Origin of the sequence: Bacillus sp. FSL K6-3458 (genome assembly GCF_038005045.1) — a bacterium.
In the GTDB taxonomy this organism is placed as follows: Bacteria; Bacillota; Bacilli; order Bacillales; family Bacillaceae; genus Bacillus; species Bacillus altitudinis.
In genome coordinates this window covers 82,633-106,291 of the sequence record NZ_JBBOSI010000001.1, presented here as the reverse complement: position 1 = coordinate 106,291, position 23,659 = coordinate 82,633, and the positions used below count along the sequence as shown (strand labels likewise).

Sequence of the window (23,659 nt, the reverse complement as noted above, 5' to 3'; positions counted from 1 at the left end):
ATTCGATGTCTTATGATAAAGTATCACAGGCTCAATCCATTATTATTGGTACGAAGCAAACAGTAAAAGCTCTGAAACGAGATTCAGTGAAGGAAATCGTCGTAGCGAAAGATGCTGACCCTGCTTTAACCGCTAGTGTAATGAAACTAGCGCAAGAGAAGGGTGTAGACATTTTAGTGGTAGATTCCATGAAAAAGCTCGGCAAGGCCTGCGGAATTGAAGTTGGGGCAGCAGCTGTTGCCATTATGTTATAGCGTACTTGTTTTGTTTTTGCATGCTTAAAATGCAAAAGCATTGTTTTTTGCCTTTTGATGAACCACCTGGGTATGTGGGTTATAAAAAAAGTAATGAAGGGAGGAATAACAACATGCCTACAATTAATCAGCTAATACGCAAAGGACGCGTGAGTAAAGTTGAAAACTCAAAGTCTCCTGCACTTAACAAAGGATACAACAGTTTCAAAAAAGAGCACACTAACGTAACATCTCCACAGAAGCGCGGGGTTTGTACTCGTGTCGGTACAATGACACCGAAAAAACCAAACTCAGCACTACGTAAATATGCTCGTGTACGTTTGTCTAACCTGATTGAGGTAACAGCTTACATTCCTGGTATCGGACATAACCTACAAGAGCACAGTGTAGTACTTATCCGTGGCGGACGTGTAAAAGACTTACCGGGTGTACGTTACCACATCGTTCGTGGTGCGCTTGATACTGCCGGAGTTGACGGTCGTATGCAAGGACGTTCTAAATACGGAACAAAACGCCCTAAACAAAGCAAATAATATAAACAAACATAAGGGTTTTTAGAAGTTGAGTTCAGATCAGTGGAGTCAGGCAGCTGACAATGAAATTGAGATGAAAGACAGATAGAAATCCTTTTAAAAGAGAAGGGAGGCTATTCAGATGCCACGTAAAGGTCCTGTAGCAAAAAGAGACGTTTTGCCAGATCCAATTTACAATTCTAAACTTGTATCTCGTTTGATCAACAAAATGATGATCGACGGTAAAAGAGGAAAGTCACAAACTATTCTCTACAAGTCATTTGATATCATCAAAGAACGTACTGGTAATGAAGCGATGGAGGTTTTCGAACAAGCCTTGAAAAACATCATGCCAGTTCTTGAAGTTAAAGCACGTCGTGTAGGTGGAGCTAACTACCAAGTTCCTGTAGAAGTTCGCCCAGATCGTCGTACGACTTTAGGTCTTCGCTGGTTAGTAAACTACGCTCGTCTTCGTGGAGAAAAAACGATGGAAGAGCGTCTTGCTAACGAAATCCTTGACGCAGCTAACAACACTGGTGCTGCTGTTAAGAAACGTGAAGATACACACAAAATGGCAGAAGCGAACAAAGCATTCGCTCACTACCGCTGGTAGGATTTATACCAAACTAAAAAAACTATTCCCTAATAAGGAAGGAGAAATTACCCAATGGCAAGAGAGTTCTCCTTAGACAAAACTCGTAATATTGGTATCATGGCTCACATCGATGCCGGTAAAACGACAACGACTGAGCGTATCTTGTACTACACTGGTCGTATCCATAAAATTGGTGAAACTCACGAAGGAGCTTCACAAATGGACTGGATGGAGCAGGAGCAAGAACGTGGTATTACAATCACTTCTGCTGCTACTACAGCACAATGGAAAGGTTACCGTGTAAACATCATTGATACACCAGGACACGTAGACTTCACTGTTGAAGTTGAACGTTCTTTGCGTGTACTTGATGGTGCGGTTGCTGTTCTTGATGCACAATCAGGTGTAGAGCCTCAAACTGAAACAGTTTGGCGCCAAGCAACAACTTACGGAGTACCTCGTATCGTATTCGTTAACAAAATGGATAAAACCGGTGCGGACTTCCTTTACTCTGTAAGCACATTAAGAGATCGTCTTCAAGCGAACGCTCATGCAATTCAATTGCCGATCGGCGCTGAAGATCAATTCGAAGGAATCATCGACCTTGTAGAAAACGTAGCATACTTCTACGAAGATGACCTTGGAACTCGCTCTGATGCACAAGAAATCCCTGCTGAGTATAAAGACAAAGCTGAAGAGCTTCGCAGCAGCTTGATTGAAGCTGTCGCTGAGCTTGATGAAGAGCTTATGGAAAAATACCTTGAGGGTGAAGAAATCACAATTCCTGAATTGAAAGCTGCAATCCGTAAAGGAACTTTGAATGTTGAATTCTACCCAGTTCTTGTTGGATCTGCTTTCAAAAACAAAGGTGTTCAGCTTGTACTTGACGCTGTGCTTGACTACCTTCCTGCACCAACTGATGTTGCTGCAATCAAAGGTACATTGCCAGATACAAATGAAGAGGTTGTACGTGAGTCTACTGATGACGCACCATTCGCAGCTCTTGCATTTAAAGTTATGACTGACCCTTATGTTGGGAAACTAACTTTCTTCCGCGTATACTCTGGAACACTTGATTCTGGTTCTTACGTGAAGAACTCTTCTAAGAACAAGCGTGAGCGTGTTGGACGTATCCTTCAAATGCACGCAAACAGCCGTGAAGAAATCTCTACTGTATATGCAGGGGATATCGCAGCAGCTGTTGGTCTTAAAGATACATCTACTGGTGATACTCTTTGTGACGAGAAAAATCTTGTTATCCTTGAGTCTATGGAATTCCCAGAGCCAGTTATCGATGTAGCTATCGAGCCTAAATCTAAGGCTGACCAAGATAAAATGGGTATCGCTTTAGCTAAACTAGCTGAAGAGGATCCAACATTCCGTACACAAACAAACACTGAAACTGGTCAAACGATCATCTCTGGTATGGGTGAGCTTCACCTTGATATCATTGTTGACCGTATGAAGCGTGAGTTCAAGGTTGAAGCTAACGTAGGAGCTCCTCAAGTTGCGTACCGTGAAACATTCCGTTCTAGTGCAAAAGTTGAAGGTAAATTCGTACGTCAGTCTGGTGGACGCGGTCAGTTCGGACACGTTTGGATCGAATTCGAACCAAACGAAGAAGGCGCAGGCTTCGAATTCACAAATGCAATCGTCGGTGGGGTTGTTCCACGTGAATACATTCCAGCAATTCAAGCAGGTCTTGAAGATTCACTAGAAAATGGTGTATTAGCTGGATTCCCATTAATCGACATCAAAGCAAAATTATTCGATGGATCTTACCACGATGTTGACTCTAACGAAATGGCGTTTAAAATTGCTGCATCTATGGCATTGAAAAATGCTGTCAGCAAATGTAACCCAGTTCTACTTGAGCCAATGATGAAAGTAGAAGTCGTTATCCCAGAAGAATACATGGGAGACATCATGGGTGATATCACATCTCGTCGTGGACGTGTAGAAGGTATGGAAGCTCGCGGTAACGCTCAAGTTGTTCGCGCTATGGTTCCACTTTCTGAAATGTTCGGATATGCAACTGCACTCCGTTCTAACACACAAGGACGCGGTACTTTCACTATGCACATGGATCACTACGAAGAAGTGCCTAAGAGCATCAGTGAAGAAATCATCAAAAAAAATAAAGGTGAATAATTGATTTTGCCTTTAAACTAAAGTATAACTACTATTGAAGATCAGAAAGTGAGAGGTAACTCTTCACTTTCTATCACTCATACCAAATACAATGAACCTTTAAGGAGGATTTTTAGAATGGCTAAAGAAAAATTCGACCGTTCCAAATCGCATGCTAACATTGGTACAATTGGACACGTTGACCATGGTAAAACAACTCTAACTGCTGCTATCTCAACAGTTCTTCATAAGAAATCTGGTAAAGGTACAGCTATGGCTTATGACCAAATCGATGGTGCTCCAGAAGAGCGCGAGCGTGGAATCACAATCTCAACTGCACACGTTGAGTATGAAACTGAAACTCGTCACTATGCACACGTAGACTGCCCAGGACACGCTGACTATGTTAAAAACATGATCACTGGTGCTGCTCAAATGGACGGCGCGATCTTAGTAGTATCTGCTGCTGATGGTCCAATGCCACAAACACGTGAGCACATCCTACTTTCTCGTAACGTAGGTGTTCCTTACATCGTAGTATTCCTTAACAAATGTGACATGGTTGACGATGAAGAGTTACTTGAACTTGTTGAAATGGAAGTTCGTGACCTTCTTTCTGACTATGACTTCCCTGGTGACGATGTACCAGTTATCAAAGGTTCTGCTCTTAAAGCTCTTGAAGGTGATGCTGATTACGAAGCAAAAATCTTCGAACTTATGGATGCGGTTGATGAGTACATCCCAACTCCAGAGCGTGACACTGAGAAGCCATTCATGATGCCAGTTGAGGACGTATTCTCAATCACTGGTCGTGGAACAGTTGCTACTGGTCGTGTTGAGCGTGGACAAGTTAAAGTCGGTGACGAAGTTGAAATCATCGGTCTTCAAGAAGAAAACGGTAAAACAACTGTTACAGGTGTTGAAATGTTCCGTAAACTTCTTGACTATGCTGAAGCTGGTGACAACATCGGTGCACTACTTCGTGGTGTATCTCGTGAAGATATCCAACGTGGTCAAGTACTTGCTAAACCAGGTACAATCACTCCACATAGCCGTTTCAAAGCTGAAGTTTATGTACTTTCTAAAGAAGAGGGTGGACGTCATACTCCATTCTTCACTAACTACCGTCCGCAGTTCTACTTCCGTACAACTGACGTAACTGGTATCGTACATCTTCCAGAAGGTACTGAAATGGTAATGCCTGGCGATAACACTGAGATGGAAGTTGAACTTATCTCTACTATCGCTATCGAAGAAGGAACTCGTTTCTCTATCCGTGAGGGTGGACGTACTGTAGGTTCTGGCGTCGTTTCTACTATCATTAAGTAATAACAGTTAAAAGAGACTCCTTGCAAAAGGGTCTCTTTTTTTGCTTTTCCAGTGCATAACAGCTACTATAAGCTATAGAATCTAAATGGAACCGAGAGGATCACTGGAATGGCGAAGACAATGTTGAAAAAGTGGCTGATTGGCGGGCTTGATCAATGGATTATGATAAAAGAAGATCAAGCAGAAAAAACAAAACCCGTTTTATTATTTTTACACGGTGGCCCAGGGTCAGCTCAAATGAGTTATATCGATTCCTTTCATAAGGAACTTGATCAAGACTTCACTGTTGTTCATTGGGACCAGCGCGGTGCAGGACTGTCTTATCAAAAAGACATTCCTGAGTCTTCTATGACCATTGGGCAATTCGTAGAGGATACGATTGAGATTACAGAAAAACTGCTTTCTTATAATGATCAAACGAAAATATACATTGCGGGTTATTCATGGGGATCATTAATTGCGATACAAGCTGTACATAAACGACCAGATTTGTATCATGCCTATTATGGAATTAGTCAGGTGGTTGATGTATTAAAAGAGGATATTGTATCGTACGAACTTCTTCTAAAAAAATATCAAGGCAAGCATTTCTTCACTAGATTTCTAAGATTGCTGACACCACCCCCTTGGAAACGCACCTCTGCTCATGCTTTGTTCTCTCTATACAAAGAGTTCGCAAAAGTAGGGCTCACGCATAGGTGGAAGCCACTTTTTCAAATGCTGTTTGCATTTCTCGTTAGTAAGCATTATCAGCTAAAAGATAAGTGGAAATTCCTTATGGGACAGAAGTATAGCCAGGATATGCTGTGGGACGAGCTGATGAACGAAAGCATTCAATACCGAGTTTCTTCTATATTAATACCCTGCTACTTTATCATCGGGGAACATGACATGATTACACCAGCTGCTGTATCAAAACCATATGTTGATCAACTTACAGCACCAATAAAAGAGTGGTTTACTTTTAAAGAATCTGCGCATTCTCCGCATATTGAAGAGCCAGAAGAATTTATTCGTATCGTCAGGAAGACAGCTACACATCATCTTCAGGGAAAGCTTGATTTATAGGCTGAACCCCTGTATAATATGAAAAGTGTGCAAATCATAAATTTATCCGATTTATTATTGCAACACGCAGGCCAATTTGGTACAATAGTGCATGTTGGTCTTTGACTGCGATGAAGTGAGAGGTTGCTGACACACCCGGCCGCTTTGCCATGGCAAGGTGATCAGGTTTTTCTCACGGAGAACTGTCTAACGTAAGTAGGCGAAAAGGAGGGAAAATAATGGCAAAACAAAAAATTCGTATTCGTTTAAAAGCATATGATCATAGAATTCTTGATCAATCTGCTGAGAAGATTGTTGAAACGGCTAAGCGTTCTGGTGCTAGTGTATCTGGTCCAATTCCGCTTCCAACTGAAAAATCAGTTTACACAATCCTTCGTGCGGTGCATAAGTACAAAGATTCTCGTGAGCAATTTGAGATGCGTACTCACAAACGTCTAATCGACATCGTGAATCCAACTCCACAAACAGTTGATGCACTTATGCGTTTAGATTTACCATCCGGTGTAGATATCGAAATCAAACTTTAATTCAAATAGAAAACACATATTATAGGAGGTGTGACGAATGACCAAAGGAATCTTAGGTAGAAAAATTGGTATGACGCAAGTATTCGCAGAAAACGGTGACCTTATCCCTGTAACTGTTGTTGAGGCTGCTGCTAACGTTGTTCTTCAGAAGAAGACTACTGACACGGATGGCTATGAAGCAATCCAAATCGGTTTTGACGACAAACGTGAGAAGCTTTCTAACAAACCAGAGAAAGGCCACGTTGCTAAAGCGGAAACTGCTCCTAAGCGCTTCGTAAAAGAATTACGCGGTGTGGAGTTAGATGCGTATGAAGTTGGTCAGGAAGTCAAAGTTGATATTTTCGCAAATGGAGATATCGTAGATGTAACAGGAACATCAAAAGGTAAAGGATTCCAAGGGGCTATCAAGCGCCACGGACAATCACGCGGACCAATGACTCACGGTTCACGTTACCACCGTCGTCCTGGTTCAATGGGACCTGTTGATCCAAACCGAGTATTCAAAGGTAAACTTCTTCCAGGACGTATGGGCGGAGAGCAAATCACTGTCCAAAACCTTGAGATCGTTAAAGTTGATGCAGAACGCAATCTTCTGTTGATCAAAGGAAACGTACCAGGAGCTAAAAAATCTCTAGTAACTGTAAAGAGTGCAGTTAAAACTAAATAACTCTCTTAGGAAAGGAGGAAACAAGTCATGCCAAAAGTAGCATTATTTAACCAAAACGGTTCTACTAACGGTGAAATCGAATTAAACGCTTCTGTGTTTGGAATTGAGCCAAACGAAAGCGTAGTATTCGATGCTATTCTTATGCAAAGAGCTTCCTTACGTCAAGGAACTCACAAAGTAAAAACTCGTTCTGAAGTACGTGGCGGAGGTCGTAAACCTTGGAGACAGAAGGGTACAGGTCGTGCTCGTCAAGGTTCTATCCGTTCACCACAATGGCGCGGAGGCGGTATCGTATTCGGTCCAACACCACGCAGCTATTCTTATAAATTACCTAAAAAAGTTCGCCGCTTGGCTATCAAGTCAGTATTGTCTTCTAAAGTAATCGACAACAACATCATCGTTCTTGAGGATCTTACTCTTGATGCAGTGAAAACGAAAGAATTCGCAGGCATCCTTAAAGGGTTATCTGTTGAGAAGAAAGCATTGATCGTCACTGCGGATGCAAACGAAACAGTTGCTTTATCTGCTCGTAACATCCCTGGAGTAACAGTTGTTGAAGCTAACGGTATCAACGTTCTTGACGTTGTCAACCACGACAAACTTCTGATCACTAAAGCAGCGGTTGAAAAAGTAGAGGAGGGACTTGCATAATGAAAGATCCTCGTGATGTTCTAAAGCGCCCTATCATTACTGAACGTTCTGCTGATCTAATGACAGAGAAGAAGTACACGTTCGAAGTTGATGTCAGAGCTAACAAGACAGAAGTGAAAGACGCTGTTGAAGAAATCTTTGGAGTGAAAGTTGAGAAAGTCAACGTTCAAAACTACAAAGGTAAATCAAAACGCGTTGGACGCTACACTGGTATGACTAGCCGTCGCAGAAAAGCGATCGTGAAATTAACTGCTGACAGCAAAGAAATCGAAATTTTTGAAGCGTAAATCTTAAAAAGAAGGAGGGAAATTCAAAATGGCGATTAAAAAGTATAAACCAACCAGTAATGGTCGTCGTGGCATGACTACTTCAGATTTTGCTGAAATCACGACTGACAAACCAGAAAAATCGTTGCTTGCACCGCTTCACAGAAAAGGCGGACGTAACAACCAAGGTAGATTGACTGTTCGTCATCAAGGTGGCGGTCACAAACGTCAATACCGTATCATCGACTTTAAGCGTGATAAAGACGGTATACCTGGACGCGTTGCTACAATCGAGTATGATCCAAACCGTTCAGCGAACATCGCTCTTGTAAACTATGCAGATGGTGAGAAACGTTACATTCTTGCTCCGAAAGGAATCCAAGTTGGTACTGAAGTTACTTCTGGACCAGAAGCTGACATCAAACCAGGTAATGCTCTTCCACTTATCAACATCCCAGTTGGTACAGTTGTGCATAACATTGAATTAAAACCAGGTAAAGGTGGACAATTAGTTCGTTCTGCTGGTACTTCTGCTCAAGTTCTAGGTAAAGAAGGTAAATACGTTCTTGTACGTTTGAACTCTGGTGAAGTACGCATGATCCTTTCTGCTTGCCGTGCGACTATCGGTCAAGTTGGAAACGAACAACACGAACTAATCAACATCGGTAAAGCTGGACGTTCTCGCTGGAAAGGCGTACGCCCAACAGTTCGTGGTTCTGTAATGAACCCTAACGATCACCCACACGGCGGTGGTGAAGGACGCGCTCCAATCGGACGTAAATCACCAATGTCTCCATGGGGTAAACCGACTCTTGGATTCAAGACTCGTAAGAAAACCAACAAGTCTGATAAATTCATTGTACGTCGTCGTAAAAACAAGTAACGGGGTTGTCTACGGTTCATTTAGGACCGTAGTTCAATCACGAAGGGAGGTTCCACAATGGCTCGCAGCTTAAAAAAAGGACCATTTGTTGATGATCATTTGATGGCTAAAGTCGAGAAATTGAATGAAACTGACAAAAAGCAAGTCGTAAAAACTTGGTCTCGTCGTTCTACAATTTTCCCACAATTCATCGGTCACACAATCGCTGTCTATGACGGACGCAAACATGTACCTGTTTTCATTTCTGAAGATATGGTAGGTCACAAATTGGGCGAATTCGCACCAAGCCGTACTTACAAAGGTCATGCTAGTGACGATAAAAAAACAAGACGCTAATGAGAGGAGGCTTTTAAATGCAAGCTAAAGCTGTCGCAAGAACAGTCCGTATTGCTCCTCGTAAAGCACGTCTAGTAATGGACCTGATCCGAGGTAAGCAAGTAGGAGAAGCAGTTTCTATCTTAAACCTTACACCTAAGGCTGCTTCACCAATTATTGAAAAAGTATTAAAATCTGCTATCGCAAATGCTGAGCACAACTACGAGTTGGACGCTAACAGCCTAGTGATTACTCAAGCATTCGTTGACGAAGGTCCAACACTTAAGAGATTCCGTCCACGTGCTATGGGTCGTGCGAGCGCAATTAACAAACGTACTAGCCACATTACAATCGTTGTATCAGAAAAGAAGGAGGGATAATCCGTGGGTCAAAAGGTAAATCCAGTAGGTCTTCGTATTGGCGTCATTCGTGATTGGGAATCTAAATGGTTCGCAGGAAAAGATTACGCTGACTTCTTACATGAAGACTTGAAAATCCGTGAATTCATCAGCAAGCGTTTGTCTGACGCGTCTGTTTCTAAAGTAGAAATCGAACGTGCTGCAAACCGCGTAAATATCACAATCCACACGGCTAAACCAGGTATGGTAATTGGTAAAGGCGGATCTGAAGTTGAAGCACTTCGTAAAGCTCTTAACAGCCTAACTGGCAAACGTGTACACATCAACATTCTTGAAATCAAGAGAGCAGATCTTGATGCTCAGCTAGTTGCTGAAAACATCGCTCGTCAACTTGAAAATCGTATTTCATTCCGTCGTGCACAAAAACAAACAATCCAACGCACAATGCGTGCTGGAGCACAAGGAATCAAAACAATGGTTTCTGGTCGTCTTGGCGGTGCAGATATTGCTCGTTCTGAATATTACAGTGAAGGTACTGTTCCATTGCACACACTTCGTGCTGACATCGACTATGCTACTGCTGAAGCTGATACTACTTATGGTAAGCTTGGCGTAAAAGTATGGATCTATCGTGGAGAAGTCCTTCCAACTAAGAAGAATACTGCGGAAGGAGGAAAATAATATGTTATTGCCAAAACGCGTGAAGTATCGCAGAGAACATCGTGGAAAAATGCGTGGTCGTGCAAAAGGCGGCACTGAAGTACATTTCGGTGAGTTCGGTATCCAAGCTCTTGAAGCTTCTTGGATCACTAACCGTCAAATCGAAGCTGCTCGTATTGCTATGACTCGTTACATGAAACGTGGCGGTAAAGTTTGGATTAAAATTTTCCCTTCTAAGCCATACACAGCTAAACCTCTAGAGGTCCGCATGGGTTCCGGTAAAGGTGCTCCAGAAGGCTGGGTAGCTGTAGTAAAACCGGGCAAAGTTTTATTTGAAATTTCTGGTGTGTCTGAAGAAGTTGCTCGTGAAGCTCTTCGTCTTGCATCTCACAAATTGCCAATTAAAACGAAGTTCGTAAAACGTGAAGAAATTGGTGGTGAATCAAATGAAAGCTAATGAAATTCGTGACCTTACCACTGCTGAAATTGAACAAAAAGTAAAGTCTCTTAAAGAAGAACTTTTCAATCTTCGTTTCCAATTAGCGACTGGGCAGCTTGAAAACACTGCTCGCATTCGTGAAGTGCGTAAATCAATCGCACGCATGAAAACTGTGATTCGTCAAAGAGAAATCGCTGCTAATAAATAATAATTAGAGGGGAGGCCCCGCAAACATGAGCGAACGTAACCAACGTAAAGTGTATCAAGGTCGTGTTGTTTCTGACAAAATGGATAAAACCATCACTGTTGTAGTTGAAACATACAAAAAGCATTCACTTTATGGCAAACGTGTAAGATACTCTAAAAAGTTCAAAGCACATGATGAAAACAACCAAGCAAAAATCGGAGACATCGTAAAGGTCATGGAAACTCGTCCATTATCTGCGACTAAACGCTTTCGTCTAGTTGAAGTTGTCGAAGAAGCTGTTATTATCTAATAAAGTTCGGATTTCTTTTTCCGAAGGGAGGTAACATTAATGATTCAACAGGAGACTCGTTTAAAAGTAGCTGACAACTCTGGCGCACGCGAAGTACTAACGATTAAAGTTCTTGGTGGCTCTGGACGTAAAACGGCTAACATCGGTGATGTCATTGTTTGTACGGTTAAACAAGCAACACCAGGAGGCGTTGTCAAAAAAGGTGAAGTTGTGAAAGCAGTTATCGTTCGTACTAAGAGCGGAGCTCGCAGAAACGATGGATCTTACATCAGTTTTGATGAAAATGCATGTGTCATCATCCGTGACGACAAGAGCCCACGTGGAACTCGTATCTTCGGACCAGTAGCACGTGAACTTCGTGAAAACAACTATATGAAAATTGTTTCTTTAGCACCAGAAGTACTTTAATGAATACAATCCGCGACTCAAGGAGGTGCGATTAAATGCATGTTAAAAAGGGCGATAAAGTAGTGGTTATCTCTGGTAAAGATAAAGGTAAACAAGGTGTCATCCTTGCTGCTTTCCCTAAAAAGGACCGTGTTTTAGTAGAAGGTATTAACCTTGTGAAAAAACACTCTAAACCAACCCAAGCTAACCCTCAAGGCGGAATTTCTGAACAAGAAGCGCCGATCCACGTATCAAACGTAATGCCGCTTGATCCTAAAACGGGTGAAGTGACACGTATTGGATATAAAGTTGAGGACGGAAAGAAAGTCCGTGTAGCGAAAAAATCTGGGCAAGTTCTAGATAAATAGTAAATAAGGAAGGGAGGTCTTTCTCATGAACCGCCTTAAAGAAAAGTATGTAAAAGAAATTACACCTGCATTAGTTTCTAAGTTTGAATACAAATCAGTAATGCAAGTGCCAAAAATCGAAAAAATCGTGATCAACATGGGTGTTGGTGACGCCGTTCAAAACGCTAAAGCAATCGATACTGCTGTTGAAGAATTAACGTTTATCGCTGGTCAAAAACCTGTCGTTACTCGTGCGAAGAAGTCTATTGCTGGATTCCGTCTACGTGAAGGAATGCCAATCGGTGCGAAAGTAACACTTCGCGGAGAGCGCATGTACGATTTCCTTGATAAACTTATTTCTGTATCTTTACCACGTGTACGTGACTTCCGCGGGATTTCTAAGAAATCTTTCGACGGTCGTGGAAACTACACGCTTGGTATTAAAGAACAGTTAATCTTCCCAGAAATTGATTACGATAAAGTAACAAAAGTCCGCGGTATGGATATCGTTATCGTTACGACTGCCAACACGGATGAAGAAGCACGTGAGTTATTAACTCAAGTAGGTATGCCGTTCCAGAAATAATCAATGAAAGGGAGGCGAAATCGTGGCTAAAAAGTCTATGATTGCGAAACAACAACGCAAACAAAAGTTTAAAGTTCAAGAGTATACGCGCTGCGAACGTTGTGGACGTCCACATTCAGTAATTCGCAAGTTTAAACTTTGCCGTATTTGTTTCCGCGAACTTGCATATAAAGGACAAATTCCTGGCGTTAAAAAAGCCAGCTGGTAATCCCCATAAATGGGAAGGAGGTTATTAAATAATGGTTATGACAGATCCGATTGCAGATTTGCTGACTCGTATTCGCAATGCGAACATGGTACGTCATGAGAAGCTAGAAGTACCGGCTTCAAAAATCAAAAGAGAAATTGCTGAAATTTTAAAGCGTGAAGGTTTTATCCGTGACGTTGAGTACGTCGAAGACAGCAAACAAGGAATTATCCGTTTGTTCCTTAAATACGGCCAAAACAACGAACGTGTTATCACTGGTCTTAAAAGAATCAGTAAACCTGGTTTACGCGTATATGCGAAATCAAATGAAGTACCACGTGTACTTAACGGACTTGGAATCGCAATTATTTCTACATCACAAGGTGTTTTATCGGACAAAGAAGCCCGTGCTAAACAAGCTGGTGGAGAAGTACTTGCTTACGTATGGTAAAAAAAGTTTAAGATGAATGGAGGTGCTTGGTATGTCTCGTATAGGTAAAAAGCTAATCGAGATCCCTTCAGGAGTAACTGTGACAAACAACGATAACACAGTGACAGTAAAGGGACCAAAAGGTGAACTAACTCGTGCATTTCACCCTGATATGGAAATTAAAATTGAGGACAACGTCTTAACTGTAAGCCGTCCGTCTGAAAATAAAGAACACCGTGCATTACATGGTACAACACGTAGCTTAATTGCAAACATGGTTGAAGGTGTATCTAAAGGTTTCGAAAGAGGTTTAGAACTAATCGGTGTCGGTTACCGTGCAGCTAAATCTGGAAACAAACTTGTTCTTAACGTTGGATACTCTCACCCAGTTGAAATCGTTCCTGAGGCTGGAGTAGAAGTAGAAGTTCCATCTCAAACGAAAGTAATCGTTAAAGGTATCGATAAAGAGCGTGTAGGAGCTCTAGCTTCTAACATCCGCGCTGTCCGTGCTCCAGAGCCTTACAAAGGTAAAGGAATTCGTTACGAAGGTGAATTCGTTCGCCGTAAAGAAGGAAAAACTGGTAAGTAAGATCGCTTAATGTGAAGAAAGGAGTGACTCGGATGATTACGAAAACTAGCAAAAACGCTACTCGTCTTAAAAGACACGCTCGTGTTCGTGCGAAACTTTCAGGTACTGCTGAAAGACCTCGCCTTAACGTTTTCCGTTCTAACAAGAACATCTACGCTCAAGTAATTGATGATGTTAACGGTGTAACACTTGTAAGTGCTTCTACTCTTGATAAAGAGTTAAAGATCGAGAATAGTTCTGACGCTGCAGCTGCTACTAAAGTTGGCGAACTTGTTGCAAAACGTGCTGTTGAAAAAGGCATCTCTAACGTGGTATTTGACCGCGGAGGATACTTATATCATGGACGTGTAAAAGCTCTAGCTGAAGCTGCTCGTGAGGCTGGACTTAAATTTTAATAAAAGAAGGAGGGACACATCCGAATGAGTCGTATTGACCCAAGCAAATTAGAGTTAGAAGAACGCTTAGTTACGGTTAACCGGGTAGCGAAAGTTGTTAAAGGTGGACGTCGTTTCCGTTTTGCAGCTTTAGTTGTTGTCGGTGACAAAAACGGTCATGTAGGATTCGGTACTGGTAAAGCACAAGAAGTACCAGAAGCGATCCGCAAAGCTGTTGAAGACGCGAAAAAGAATTTAATTGAAGTACCAATGGTTGGAACTACAATTCCACATGAAATCATCGGTCGATTCGGTGCAGGAAACGTTCTATTGAAGCCTGCTTCAGAAGGTACAGGAGTTATCGCTGGAGGCCCAGTGCGTGCGGTACTTGAGCTTGCTGGTCTAGCTGATATCCTTTCTAAATCTCTAGGTTCTAATACACCGATCAACATGATCCGCGCAACACTTCAAGGTTTAAGTGAACTTAAACGTGCTGAAGATGTAGCGAAGCTTCGTGGAAAATCTGTAGAAGACCTGTTAGGATAAGGAGGGAACAATAATGGCAAATAAATTAGAAATTACCCTCAAACGCAGTGTAATCGGTCGCCCGGAAGATCAGCGTGTCACTGTTCGTACTCTTGGTCTAAAGAAAACAAACCAAACAGTCGTACATGAAGACAATGCAGCGATCCGCGGCATGATTAACAAGGTGTCTCATTTAGTTTCTGTTAAAGAACAATAAAACATTTTTAATCGATAAGGAGGTGCCCAAATGAAACTTCATGAATTGAAGCCTTCAGAAGGTTCACGTAAAGTACGCAACCGTGTTGGTCGTGGTATTGGATCAGGTAACGGTAAAACTTCTGGTAAAGGTCATAAAGGTCAAAACGCTCGTTCTGGCGGCGGTGTACGCCCTGGATTCGAAGGTGGTCAAATGCCTTTATTCCAACGCCTTCCAAAACGTGGTTTTACAAACATCAACCGTAAAGATTACGCGGTAATCAACTTAGACAGATTAAACAGTTTTGACGAAGGAACGGAAGTCACTCCTGAACTTCTTCTAGAGACTGGTGCAATAAGCAAGTTAAAAGCAGGAGTAAAAATTCTTGGCAACGGTAAATTAGAAAAAAAATTAACTGTAAAAGCCAATAAATTCTCTGCTTCTGCTAAAGAAGCGATTGAAGCTGCTGGCGGTACAGCCGAGGTGATCTAACTTGTTTAAGACAATCTCCAATTTTATGCGCGTGAAAGATATACGGAATAAGATTATATTTACACTTTTAATGTTAGTCGTCTTTCGTATAGGTGCTTTCATCCCTGTGCCTAATGTGAACGCCGAAGTTCTCCAGGCACAGGATCAAATGAGTGTTTTCGGAATCCTCAACACGTTTGGGGGCGGGGCACTTTTCCAATTCTCCATTCTTGCAATGGGGATTATGCCGTATATCACTGCTTCGATCATCATCCAGCTCTTGCAGATGGATGTTGTACCGAAGTTTACTGAGTGGTCAAAGCAAGGAGAGGTTGGCCGCCGAAAATTAGCACAATTCACAAGGTATTTTACAATTGTTCTAGGATTTATCCAGGCGTTAGGAATGTCATATGGATTTAACAATATGGCAGGAGGCATGCTGATTGAAAACCCAGGTGTTTCAACGTATCTCTTAATTGCGGTCGTACTCACTGCGGGAACAGCATTCTTAATGTGGCTGGGAGAGCAGATTACTGCTCACGGTGTTGGTAACGGTATTTCGATTATTATCTTTGCCGGTATCATCGCAGGTATCCCTCAAACATTAAAGCAAGTGTACGCTCAGCAATTTGTAGGTGGAGATGGACAGCTGTTCATGCAAATCCTGAAAATTGCCCTTATTGTGATTGCTATTCTTGTCATTGTTATCGGTGTTATTTACATTCAAATGGCAGTGAGAAAGATTGCGATTCAGTATTCAAAAGGAACTGGCCGTGCACAAATGTCTGCTAGTCAAGCAACGCACCTTCCATTGAAAGTGAATCCAGCAGGGGTGATTCCAGTCATCTTTGCCGTTTCGTTCATTATTACTCCGCAGACGATTGCATCGTTCTTCGGAACAAATAATGTGACAACCTGGATAACTAACAACTTTGACTATACTAAGCCAATCGGTATGACGATTTATGTAGCACTGATTGTTGCTTTCACATATTTTTATGCCTTTGTCCAAGTAAACCCTGAACAAATGGCTGAAAATCTGCAAAAGCAGGGTGGCTATATCCCGGGAGTTCGTCCAGGGAAAATGACTCAAGATAGAATTACGAGCATTTTGTACCGACTCACGTTTGTGGGCGCCATTTTCTTAGCCGTGATTTCAATACTTCCTATCTTTTTCATTCAATTCGCTGGATTACCTTCCGCTGCACAAATTGGCGGCACAAGTCTTCTCATTGTTGTAGGTGTTGCACTTGAAACAATGAAACAGCTTGAAAGCCAATTAGTGAAACGAAACTACCGTGGATTTATGAAATAAAACAGAGGGCTGGGCTCCTGCCCAACCTCTCTAAGTAAGGAAGGGGAAATCCGAAATGAACTTAGTCTTAATGGGGCTTCCGGGTGCTGGTAAAGGCACTCAGGCAGAACGAATTGTTGATGATTATGGGATCCCTCATATCTCAACAGGAGATATGTTCCGTGCTGCTATGAAAGAGGAGACACAACTTGGACTCGAAGCAAAATCCTTTATCGATAAAGGAGAGCTTGTTCCTGATGAGGTCACAATCGGTATTGTTAGAGAAAGACTTGGCAAGAATGATTGTGAACAAGGTTTTCTTCTGGACGGATTTCCGCGAACAGTCGCTCAAGCTGAAGCTTTAGAAGACATTCTAAAGGACCTTGGCAGAACGATTGATTATGTCATTAATATTAAAGTCGATAAAGATGCTTTGATGGAGCGTCTGACTGGCCGAAGAATTTGCAAAGATTGCGGAGCAACATATCATTTAGTATTCAATCCACCTGCGAAAGAAAATGTTTGTGACAAGTGTGGAGGCGAGCTTTATCAACGTGCAGATGATAATGCAGAAACCGTTTCGACAAGACTTGAAGTGAACTTAAAGCAGACTGAACCTTTACTGAACTTCTATTCAGAAAAAGGATATCTTGCAAACATTGATGGTGCGAAGCACATTAACGATGTTTACGCTGATATCAAGGACCTGCTTGGGGGATTAAATAAATGATTATCTGTAAAACTCCTCGCGAGCTTGAGATTATGAGAGAAGCTGGACGCATTGTCGCACTGACTCATGAAGAGCTGAAGAAACATATAAAACCAGGTATTTCGACAAAAGAATTGGATCAAATTGCCGAACGTTTTATTACAAAGCAGGGTGCAATCCCATCTTTTAAAGGGTATAATGGTTTTCGCGGGAGCATTTGCGTTTCGGTGAATGAAGAACTCGTTCACGGTATTCCTGGTAAACGGGTTTTACGTGATGGAGACATCATTAGTATCGATATCGGCGCAAAGTTAAATGGCTATCATGGTGACTCTGCTTGGACTTATCCAGTTGGGGTAATCAGTGATGAGGACCGCAAACTACTGGAAGTCACAGAGGAATCTCTATATAAGGGCTTACAGGAAGCAAAGCCAGGTGAACGTCTGTCAAACATTTCCCATGCCATACAAACGTATGTTGAAGATGAGAATTTCTCAGTTGTTAGAGAATATGTTGGACATGGGGTCGGACAGGATCTTCATGAGGACCCTCAAATTCCTCATTATGGTCCACCGAACAAAGGCCCACGGCTCAAACCTGGAATGGTGTTGGCCATCGAACCGATGGTGAACGCAGGCAGCCGATATGTGAAAACATTGGCTGATAACTGGACGGTTGTAACGGTTGATGGGAAAAAGTGTGCTCACTTTGAGCATACGATTGCGATTACAGATACAGGTTTTGATATACTGACTAAGATTTAGGTCTTCACTGAAGCCTTTCAGGCCCAAATCGGGCAGGTTGTCTGTATAGTCCAAGGAAAGAACAAGATCAGTATACAGTTGTCATCGGCATGTTCGATGGCTGCCATGTACTAATCGCAGACGGAGAAAAGCGTAAATTCATTCTCCTAAGAAAAAATATCAATCATTTAACCTTTTATGATTGCGTATCTCCGGAAGTTCAGAACAGTATATTCAAAACAGGTCGGGTGATAGATGGACAATTGAGAACATCTCATTTGAACATTTATCAGAGAGCAAGTTACTGATTTGAAGAAGGGAGAACACTTGAATGGCGAAAGACGATGTAATTGAAGTGGAAGGTACTGTAGCAGAAACTTTGCCAAATGCAATGTTCAAAGTTGAACTAGAGAATGGTCATACAGTTTTGGCTCATGTATCAGGAAAAATCCGTATGCACTTCATTCGCATTTTACCTGGAGACAAAGTTACGGTAGAATTATCTCCATATGACTTAACTCGTGGTAGAATTACGTACCGTTACAAATAAAGCAACTCCGGAAGAAGGAGGTTGGAAACACATGAAAGTGAGACCATCTGTTAAACCTATCTGTGAAAAATGTAAAGTGATTCGCAGAAAAGGAAAAGTAATGGTGATCTGTGAAAACCCAAAACATAAACAAAAACAAGGCTAATAACAAGGAGGTGCCCAAATCATGGCTCGTATTGCTGGTGTAGATATTCCACGTGATAAGCGTGTTGTCATTTCTTTAACATATGTTTTTGGAATTGGTCGTACGACGGCTCAACAAGTCCTTAAAGAAGCAGGTGTTTCTGAAGACACTCGCGTTCGCGATCTAACTGAAGACGAACTAGGTAAAATCCGTGATATCATTGACAAACTTAAAGTAGAAGGTGACCTTCGTCGTGAAGTTTCACTTAACATTAAGCGTCTAATTGAAATCGGAAGCTACCGCGGAATCCGTCATCGTAGAGGACTTCCTGTTCGTGGACAAAACACAAAAAACAACGCGCGTACTCGTAAAGGTCCGCGTCGTACTGTAGCTAACAAGAAAAAATAAGTAAAGGAGGTAGTTAAAGAATGGCTGCTGCTCGTAAACAAAATACGCGTAAACGTCGCGTGAAAAAGAATATTGAAGCTGGAATCGCTCATATCCGTTCCACTTTCAACAACACGATTGTAACGATTACTGATGTTCATGGAAACGCAATTTCTTGGTCAAGTGCTGGTGCATTAGGATTCAGAGGTTCTCGTAAATCTACTCCTTTCGCTGCACAAATGGCTGCTGAAACTGCTGCTAAAGGTTCTATCGAACATGGTCTTAAAACACTTGAAGTAACTGTTAAAGGTCCTGGTTCTGGTCGTGAAGCTGCAATTCGTGCGCTTCAAGCTGCAGGTCTTGAAGTTACTGCAATCAGAGACGTAACTCCAGTTCCTCATAACGGATGCCGTCCACCAAAACGTCGCCGCGTGTAATTTGTTTGTATAGATTTTGTGTCCCTGTCAATAATGGGTTATGATACAGTTATTTATGAGACGAATACACGACTCGTTGCCTGAGCACATACGGGACTAAACAATGAGGAATTTCGGATGGAATCTCATATGATTCTATTCGAGGTTTCGACGTTTTGAAGGAGGGTTTTATTAGATGATCGAAATTGAAAAACCAAAAATCGAAACGGTTGAAATCAGCGACGATGCCAAGTATGGCAAGTTTGTCGTAGAGCCACTTGAGCGTGGATATGGTACCACTTTAGGGAACTCCCTTCGTCGTATCCTTTTATCCTCACTTCCTGGTGCAGCTGTAACATCGATCCAGATAGATGGTGTCTTACACGAATTCTCAACGATCGAAGGCGTGGTTGAAGATGTTACAACGATTATCTTAAACATTAAAAAGCTTGCACTCAAAATCTACTCTGAAGAAGAGAAGACGCTTGAAATTGATGTACAAGATGAAGGAACTGTAACAGCTGCTGATATTACACACGACAGCGATATTGAAATCTTAAATCCAGATCTCCACATCGCAACTCTTGGCAAAAATGCGAGCTTCCGTGTTCGTTTGACTGCACAAAGAGGTCGCGGGTATAATCCTGCTGATGCAAACAAAAGAGACGATCAGCCTATCGGCGTGATTCCGATCGACTCAATCTATACACCTGTATCTCGTGTAACTTATCAAGTGGAGAACACCCGTGTTGGGCAAATCACAAACTATGATAAATTAACACTAGATGTATGGACTGATGGAAGCACAGGACCGAAAGAAGCGATCGCTCTAGGTTCTAAGATTTTAACTGAACACCTAAATATTTTCGTTGGGTTAACTGACGAAGCTCAGCATGCAGAAATCATGGTTGAAAAAGAAGAAGACCAAAAAGAAAAAGTGCTTGAAATGACAATTGAAGAGCTTGATCTTTCTGTTCGTTCTTACAACTGTTTGAAGCGTGCGGGTATTAACACTGTTCAAGAGCTTGCTAACAAGACAGAAGAGGATATGATGAAAGTTCGTAACCTTGGACGTAAATCTCTTGAAGAAGTGAAAGCGAAACTAGAAGAACTTGGACTGGGTCTTCGTAAAGACGATTGACTAGTTTCATTGTGAACTAGGATTTTCGTGTGTTTTTTATTCATACAGCATCTCTAATTAAGGAGGGGACATCACATGGCATACAGAAAGCTAGGACGCACTAGTGCACAACGTAAAGCAATGCTTCGTGACCTAACGACTGATTTGATCATCAACGAACGCATCGAAACAACTGAAACACGTGCGAAAGAACTTCGCTCTGTAGTTGAAAAAATGATCACTCTTGGCAAACGCGGAGATCTTCATGCTCGCCGTCAAGCTGCAGCTTACATTCGTAACGAAGTAGCTAACGCTGAAACAAACCAAGATGCACTTCAAAAATTATTCGCTGACGTTGCAACTCGCTACGAAGATCGCCAAGGTGGATACACTCGTATCATGAAGCTTGGACCTCGTCGCGGCGATGGCGCACCAATGGCTGTCATTGAATTAGTTTAATCACATATCGTGTATCTAAGAAAGGGCGGGACAGTTCATAACTGGATCTATGCCCTTTTTTAGATACTACGGCTTTTTAGCAACAGGCAAAGTAGAGGTTGAGCTGAGAGGAGGTCCGGTAGAGATGGAGAAGACATTAATTGACGTAAAAGACATTGTATTTCGTTATCACAAAGATGCGGACAAGCCCGCTTTAGACCAAGTGTCATTGCATGTGAATCAAAATGAATGGCTTGCCATTGTTGGCCACAACGGTTCAGGTAAATCCACACTTGCCCGTGTACTGAATGGGCTCATTTTACCGGATGCAGGAACGGTCAAGGTTGGTGAGATTGAGCTGAAAGAAGAAAGTGTTTGGGATATTCGCAAAAAGGTCGGCATGGTCTTTCAAAACCCAGACAACCAATTCGTTGGCTCAACGGTTCGTGATGATGTGGCTTTTGGTTTAGAAAATAACGGGGTTGAGCGGGAATTGATGATAGAGCGTGTAGATTGGGCTGTCAAACAGGTCAATATGCAGGAGTTTCTTGATCAAGAGCCGCACCATCTATCAGGCGGGCAAAAGCAGAGAGTAGCAATCGCAGGTGTACTTGCCGCAAGCCCTGACATCATGATCTTGGATGAAGCAACATCAATGCTTGATCCGATTGGCCGTGAAGAAGTGCTAGAAACCGTCAGACTGCTGAAGGAACAAGGAACGGTCACGGTCATTTCCATCACACATGATTTAGACGAGGCTGCGAAGGCAGACCGCGTTATTGTGATGAATGGTGGGAAGAAATTTGCCGAGGGAACACCAGAGGAAGTATTTGAACTAGATGAACAGCTGGTTCAGATTGGACTTGATCTGCCATTTTCCTACCGGTTGAGTAAGCAATTGAAGCAGCAAGGTGTGCCGCTTGCAAATGCCCATTTGACACAAGAAGGATTGGTGAAAGAGCTATGGACATTACGATCAAAGAATTAGAGCATCGTTATCAAATGAAAACGCCGTTTGAGCGTCTTGCTTTGTATGATGTCAATGCTTCCATCAAAGAAGGCAGCTATGTGGCTGTCATCGGTCATACGGGTTCTGGCAAGTCGACATTGCTGCAACATTTAAATGGACTGCTCAAACCAACAAAGGGGAACATTGCGCTTGGAGATACGGTCTTACAAGCCAATAAAAAGCAGAAGGATATGAAACCCCTTCGCAAAAAGGTCGGCATCGTGTTTCAGTTTCCTGAACACCAGCTCTTTGAGGAGACCATTCTGAAGGATATCTGTTTTGGTCCGATGAATTTCGGTGTTCCAAAAGAAAAGGCAGAAGCCAAGGCTAAAGAGATGCTGAAGCTTGTAGGCCTTCCTGAATCCTTGTTATCTCGATCACCCTTTGAATTAAGCGGTGGTCAAATGAGACGTGTGGCGATTGCAGGTGTTCTAGCGATGGAGCCAGAAGTGCTTGTGCTTGATGAGCCGACTGCGGGATTAGATCCACGCGGACGTAAAGAAATCATGGACATGTTCTATGAGCTTCATCAAAAAGCCAACCTGACGACGATCCTTGTGACACACAGTATGGAAGATGCCGCTCATTATGCGGATCAAATGATTGTGATGCACAAAGGAACAGTAAAGGCGACAGGTACGCCGAGGGAGCTATTTGCCAATCGTACCGACATGTCTTCTTTCGGACTGGACCTCCCGGAAACGATCAAATTCCAGCAGGCTGTCGAAGAAAAGCTGGGGATGACGTTTCCAAGACCGCTTCTGACTATGGATGAAATGGCAGAAGCCTTAACAGCTTTATATCAGGAGGACACGACATCATGATGGATAGTATGATTATCGGCAAATATGTGCCAGGTACATCCTTTGTCCATCGTCTTGATCCAAGGACAAAGCTGTTATCAATTTTCTTTTTTGTCTTTATTGTCTTTTTTGCGAATAACTACATCACTTACGGGCTTTTAGGGGTCTTTACGATCCTTGTGGTGATGGTGTCTCAGGTGCCGCTGTACTTTATTCTCAAAGGAATGAAACCCATCCTTTGGATTGTTCTGTTTACCTTTATTCTGCATATCTTCATGACAAAGGATGGCGCTTTGCTCTTTCACTTTGGTTTTCTGAATATTTATGAAGAAGGTCTAAAACAGGGGATTTTCATTTCACTCCGTTTTGTCTATCTCATCATGATGACAACACTTCTGACGTTGACCACAACGCCTATCGAAGTGACAGACGGTATGGAGAAGCTGCTGCATCCTTTCCGTAAAATCAAGCTACCTGTTCATGAACTTGCTCTTATGATGTCAATTTCTCTTCGATTTATTCCTACTTTACTCGAAGAAACAGACAAAATCATGAAAGCCCAAATGGCAAGAGGTGTTGATTTTACAAGCGGACCCGTGAAAGATCGTTTAAAAGCGATTGTTCCGTTGCTTGTCCCGCTTTTCGTCAGTGCGTTTAAGCGTGCGGAGGAATTGGCGACCGCTATGGAAGCGAGAGGCTACCGCGGGGGAGAAGGGCGTACGAAATACCGTCAGCTTGTCTGGGGCATGAAAGACACGTTCACGCTGCTTCTATTCATCCTGTTAACAGCACTCCTTGTGCTGCTTAGAAATTAGGTGATGC

39 protein-coding genes are annotated in these 23,659 nt (G+C 42.4%); all 39 read left to right on the top strand.

The window, feature by feature from the left end; genetic code table 11:
- The first annotated feature begins 5 nt into the window (after positions 1 to 5).
- Positions 6 to 254: a 50S ribosomal protein L7ae-like protein gene (locus MHH23_RS00670; RefSeq protein WP_008345416.1), complete on the top strand. Its 249-nt coding sequence runs from the start codon at positions 6 to 8 to the stop codon at positions 252 to 254.
- A gap of 113 nt (positions 255 to 367) precedes the next feature.
- Positions 368 to 787 carry a 30S ribosomal protein S12 gene (gene rpsL, locus MHH23_RS00665; protein WP_003216962.1) on the top strand — a complete coding sequence of 140 codons (420 nt, stop codon included), beginning with the start codon at positions 368 to 370 and terminating at the stop codon, positions 785 to 787.
- Positions 788 to 908: 121 nt separating this feature from the next.
- Positions 909 to 1,379: a 30S ribosomal protein S7 gene (gene rpsG / locus MHH23_RS00660; protein ID WP_003216884.1), complete on the top strand. Its 471-nt coding sequence runs from the start codon at positions 909 to 911 to the stop codon at positions 1,377 to 1,379.
- 54 nt (positions 1,380 to 1,433) lie between these two features.
- Positions 1,434 to 3,512 (top strand): elongation factor G, encoded by a 2,079-nt coding sequence (gene fusA, locus MHH23_RS00655; RefSeq protein WP_007496301.1) that lies wholly within the window; start codon positions 1,434 to 1,436, stop codon positions 3,510 to 3,512.
- Between the two features lie 117 nt (positions 3,513 to 3,629).
- Positions 3,630 to 4,820 (top strand): elongation factor Tu, encoded by a 1,191-nt coding sequence (gene tuf, locus MHH23_RS00650; protein WP_007496302.1) that lies wholly within the window; start codon positions 3,630 to 3,632, stop codon positions 4,818 to 4,820.
- A 108-nt stretch (positions 4,821 to 4,928) separates the two neighbouring features.
- On the top strand, positions 4,929 to 5,888 hold the full coding sequence (locus tag MHH23_RS00645) for an alpha/beta fold hydrolase (RefSeq protein ID WP_340958710.1): 960 nt from the start codon (positions 4,929 to 4,931) through the stop codon (positions 5,886 to 5,888).
- Between the two features lie 218 nt (positions 5,889 to 6,106).
- A complete protein-coding gene (rpsJ, locus tag MHH23_RS00640) occupies positions 6,107 to 6,415 on the top strand; it encodes a 30S ribosomal protein S10 (RefSeq protein ID WP_003156464.1) in 309 nt (102 codons plus the stop codon).
- Between the two features lie 37 nt (positions 6,416 to 6,452).
- Positions 6,453 to 7,082 (top strand): 50S ribosomal protein L3, encoded by a 630-nt coding sequence (gene rplC, locus MHH23_RS00635; protein ID WP_007496311.1) that lies wholly within the window; start codon positions 6,453 to 6,455, stop codon positions 7,080 to 7,082.
- A gap of 27 nt (positions 7,083 to 7,109) precedes the next feature.
- Positions 7,110 to 7,733 (top strand): 50S ribosomal protein L4, encoded by a 624-nt coding sequence (rplD, locus tag MHH23_RS00630; protein WP_007496312.1) that lies wholly within the window; start codon positions 7,110 to 7,112, stop codon positions 7,731 to 7,733.
- Entirely contained in the window at positions 7,733 to 8,020 is a 288-nt protein-coding gene (gene rplW, locus MHH23_RS00625; RefSeq protein WP_003217016.1) for a 50S ribosomal protein L23, read from the top strand. Before rplD ends, rplW begins: the two co-directional genes overlap by 1 nt.
- Before the next feature lie 28 nt (positions 8,021 to 8,048).
- Positions 8,049 to 8,882 carry a 50S ribosomal protein L2 gene (gene rplB, locus MHH23_RS00620; protein ID WP_007496314.1) on the top strand — a complete coding sequence of 278 codons (834 nt, stop codon included), beginning with the start codon at positions 8,049 to 8,051 and terminating at the stop codon, positions 8,880 to 8,882.
- 57 nt (positions 8,883 to 8,939) lie between these two features.
- Positions 8,940 to 9,218 carry a 30S ribosomal protein S19 gene (rpsS, locus tag MHH23_RS00615; protein WP_003216920.1) on the top strand — a complete coding sequence of 93 codons (279 nt, stop codon included), beginning with the start codon at positions 8,940 to 8,942 and terminating at the stop codon, positions 9,216 to 9,218.
- Between the two features lie 17 nt (positions 9,219 to 9,235).
- A complete protein-coding gene (gene rplV, locus MHH23_RS00610; protein ID WP_007496316.1) occupies positions 9,236 to 9,577 on the top strand; it encodes a 50S ribosomal protein L22 in 342 nt (113 codons plus the stop codon).
- A gap of 3 nt (positions 9,578 to 9,580) precedes the next feature.
- Positions 9,581 to 10,237, top strand: a complete 657-nt coding sequence (rpsC, locus tag MHH23_RS00605) for a 30S ribosomal protein S3 (RefSeq protein ID WP_003217241.1) — start codon at positions 9,581 to 9,583, stop codon at positions 10,235 to 10,237.
- Position 10,238: 1 nt separating this feature from the next.
- Complete coding sequence (rplP, locus tag MHH23_RS00600; RefSeq protein ID WP_003225801.1) at positions 10,239 to 10,673, top strand: 50S ribosomal protein L16; 435 nt, start codon at positions 10,239 to 10,241, stop codon at positions 10,671 to 10,673.
- Positions 10,663 to 10,863, top strand: coding sequence for a 50S ribosomal protein L29 (gene rpmC / locus MHH23_RS00595; RefSeq protein ID WP_003217155.1), 201 nt, complete (start codon positions 10,663 to 10,665; stop codon positions 10,861 to 10,863). Before rplP ends, rpmC begins: the two co-directional genes overlap by 11 nt.
- 25 nt (positions 10,864 to 10,888) lie before the next feature.
- The gene (gene rpsQ, locus MHH23_RS00590) at positions 10,889 to 11,152 is read left to right on the top strand and encodes a 30S ribosomal protein S17 (protein ID WP_003216906.1); all 264 of its coding nucleotides are present in this window, start codon (positions 10,889 to 10,891) and stop codon (positions 11,150 to 11,152) included.
- Positions 11,153 to 11,191: 39 nt separating this feature from the next.
- The gene (gene rplN / locus MHH23_RS00585; RefSeq protein WP_003216882.1) at positions 11,192 to 11,560 is read left to right on the top strand and encodes a 50S ribosomal protein L14; all 369 of its coding nucleotides are present in this window, start codon (positions 11,192 to 11,194) and stop codon (positions 11,558 to 11,560) included.
- Between the two features lie 35 nt (positions 11,561 to 11,595).
- A complete protein-coding gene (gene rplX, locus MHH23_RS00580) occupies positions 11,596 to 11,907 on the top strand; it encodes a 50S ribosomal protein L24 (protein WP_007496325.1) in 312 nt (103 codons plus the stop codon).
- A 25-nt stretch (positions 11,908 to 11,932) separates the two neighbouring features.
- Positions 11,933 to 12,472, top strand: a complete 540-nt coding sequence (rplE, locus tag MHH23_RS00575) for a 50S ribosomal protein L5 (RefSeq protein ID WP_003217159.1) — start codon at positions 11,933 to 11,935, stop codon at positions 12,470 to 12,472.
- 22 nt (positions 12,473 to 12,494) lie between these two features.
- The gene (gene rpsN, locus MHH23_RS00570) at positions 12,495 to 12,680 is read left to right on the top strand and encodes a 30S ribosomal protein S14 (protein ID WP_008356542.1); all 186 of its coding nucleotides are present in this window, start codon (positions 12,495 to 12,497) and stop codon (positions 12,678 to 12,680) included.
- A gap of 31 nt (positions 12,681 to 12,711) precedes the next feature.
- Positions 12,712 to 13,110 (top strand): 30S ribosomal protein S8, encoded by a 399-nt coding sequence (gene rpsH, locus MHH23_RS00565; protein ID WP_007496327.1) that lies wholly within the window; start codon positions 12,712 to 12,714, stop codon positions 13,108 to 13,110.
- A gap of 31 nt (positions 13,111 to 13,141) precedes the next feature.
- On the top strand, positions 13,142 to 13,678 hold the full coding sequence (rplF, locus tag MHH23_RS00560; protein WP_008345395.1) for a 50S ribosomal protein L6: 537 nt from the start codon (positions 13,142 to 13,144) through the stop codon (positions 13,676 to 13,678).
- Positions 13,679 to 13,710: 32 nt separating this feature from the next.
- Complete coding sequence (rplR, locus tag MHH23_RS00555; protein WP_003216951.1) at positions 13,711 to 14,073, top strand: 50S ribosomal protein L18; 363 nt, start codon at positions 13,711 to 13,713, stop codon at positions 14,071 to 14,073.
- A gap of 24 nt (positions 14,074 to 14,097) precedes the next feature.
- Entirely contained in the window at positions 14,098 to 14,598 is a 501-nt protein-coding gene (gene rpsE / locus MHH23_RS00550) for a 30S ribosomal protein S5 (RefSeq protein ID WP_007496332.1), read from the top strand.
- A gap of 13 nt (positions 14,599 to 14,611) precedes the next feature.
- Positions 14,612 to 14,794, top strand: a complete 183-nt coding sequence (gene rpmD / locus MHH23_RS00545; RefSeq protein WP_003217067.1) for a 50S ribosomal protein L30 — start codon at positions 14,612 to 14,614, stop codon at positions 14,792 to 14,794.
- A 30-nt stretch (positions 14,795 to 14,824) separates the two neighbouring features.
- Entirely contained in the window at positions 14,825 to 15,265 is a 441-nt protein-coding gene (gene rplO, locus MHH23_RS00540; protein ID WP_003216888.1) for a 50S ribosomal protein L15, read from the top strand.
- 1 nt (position 15,266) lies between these two features.
- Positions 15,267 to 16,559, top strand: a complete 1,293-nt coding sequence (secY, locus tag MHH23_RS00535; RefSeq protein ID WP_007496334.1) for a preprotein translocase subunit SecY — start codon at positions 15,267 to 15,269, stop codon at positions 16,557 to 16,559.
- 55 nt (positions 16,560 to 16,614) lie between these two features.
- Positions 16,615 to 17,268: an adenylate kinase gene (locus MHH23_RS00530; protein WP_007496336.1), complete on the top strand. Its 654-nt coding sequence runs from the start codon at positions 16,615 to 16,617 to the stop codon at positions 17,266 to 17,268.
- Entirely contained in the window at positions 17,265 to 18,011 is a 747-nt protein-coding gene (gene map / locus MHH23_RS00525) for a type I methionyl aminopeptidase (protein WP_017359166.1), read from the top strand. The genes MHH23_RS00530 and map overlap by 4 nt, the downstream gene beginning before the upstream one ends.
- Positions 18,012 to 18,321: 310 nt before the next feature.
- Positions 18,322 to 18,540: a translation initiation factor IF-1 gene (infA, locus tag MHH23_RS00520; protein WP_003217190.1), complete on the top strand. Its 219-nt coding sequence runs from the start codon at positions 18,322 to 18,324 to the stop codon at positions 18,538 to 18,540.
- A gap of 31 nt (positions 18,541 to 18,571) precedes the next feature.
- On the top strand, positions 18,572 to 18,685 hold the full coding sequence (gene rpmJ / locus MHH23_RS00515) for a 50S ribosomal protein L36 (protein ID WP_003156543.1): 114 nt from the start codon (positions 18,572 to 18,574) through the stop codon (positions 18,683 to 18,685).
- Positions 18,686 to 18,706: 21 nt separating this feature from the next.
- The gene (rpsM, locus tag MHH23_RS00510) at positions 18,707 to 19,072 is read left to right on the top strand and encodes a 30S ribosomal protein S13 (protein ID WP_003217023.1); all 366 of its coding nucleotides are present in this window, start codon (positions 18,707 to 18,709) and stop codon (positions 19,070 to 19,072) included.
- Positions 19,073 to 19,092: 20 nt separating this feature from the next.
- Positions 19,093 to 19,488, top strand: coding sequence for a 30S ribosomal protein S11 (gene rpsK / locus MHH23_RS00505; RefSeq protein WP_003217231.1), 396 nt, complete (start codon positions 19,093 to 19,095; stop codon positions 19,486 to 19,488).
- A gap of 175 nt (positions 19,489 to 19,663) precedes the next feature.
- Complete coding sequence (locus tag MHH23_RS00500) at positions 19,664 to 20,608, top strand: DNA-directed RNA polymerase subunit alpha (RefSeq protein ID WP_003217009.1); 945 nt, start codon at positions 19,664 to 19,666, stop codon at positions 20,606 to 20,608.
- A gap of 75 nt (positions 20,609 to 20,683) precedes the next feature.
- A complete protein-coding gene (rplQ, locus tag MHH23_RS00495) occupies positions 20,684 to 21,046 on the top strand; it encodes a 50S ribosomal protein L17 (RefSeq protein WP_003216944.1) in 363 nt (120 codons plus the stop codon).
- 124 nt (positions 21,047 to 21,170) lie between these two features.
- Positions 21,171 to 22,013 carry an energy-coupling factor ABC transporter ATP-binding protein gene (locus tag MHH23_RS00490; RefSeq protein WP_008345218.1) on the top strand — a complete coding sequence of 281 codons (843 nt, stop codon included), beginning with the start codon at positions 21,171 to 21,173 and terminating at the stop codon, positions 22,011 to 22,013.
- Positions 21,989 to 22,858 (top strand): energy-coupling factor ABC transporter ATP-binding protein, encoded by an 870-nt coding sequence (locus tag MHH23_RS00485; RefSeq protein ID WP_335350609.1) that lies wholly within the window; start codon positions 21,989 to 21,991, stop codon positions 22,856 to 22,858. Before MHH23_RS00490 ends, MHH23_RS00485 begins: the two co-directional genes overlap by 25 nt.
- Positions 22,855 to 23,652 carry an energy-coupling factor transporter transmembrane component T family protein gene (locus MHH23_RS00480; protein ID WP_008345215.1) on the top strand — a complete coding sequence of 266 codons (798 nt, stop codon included), beginning with the start codon at positions 22,855 to 22,857 and terminating at the stop codon, positions 23,650 to 23,652. The genes MHH23_RS00485 and MHH23_RS00480 overlap by 4 nt, the downstream gene beginning before the upstream one ends.
- Positions 23,653 to 23,659 lie beyond the last annotated feature (7 nt).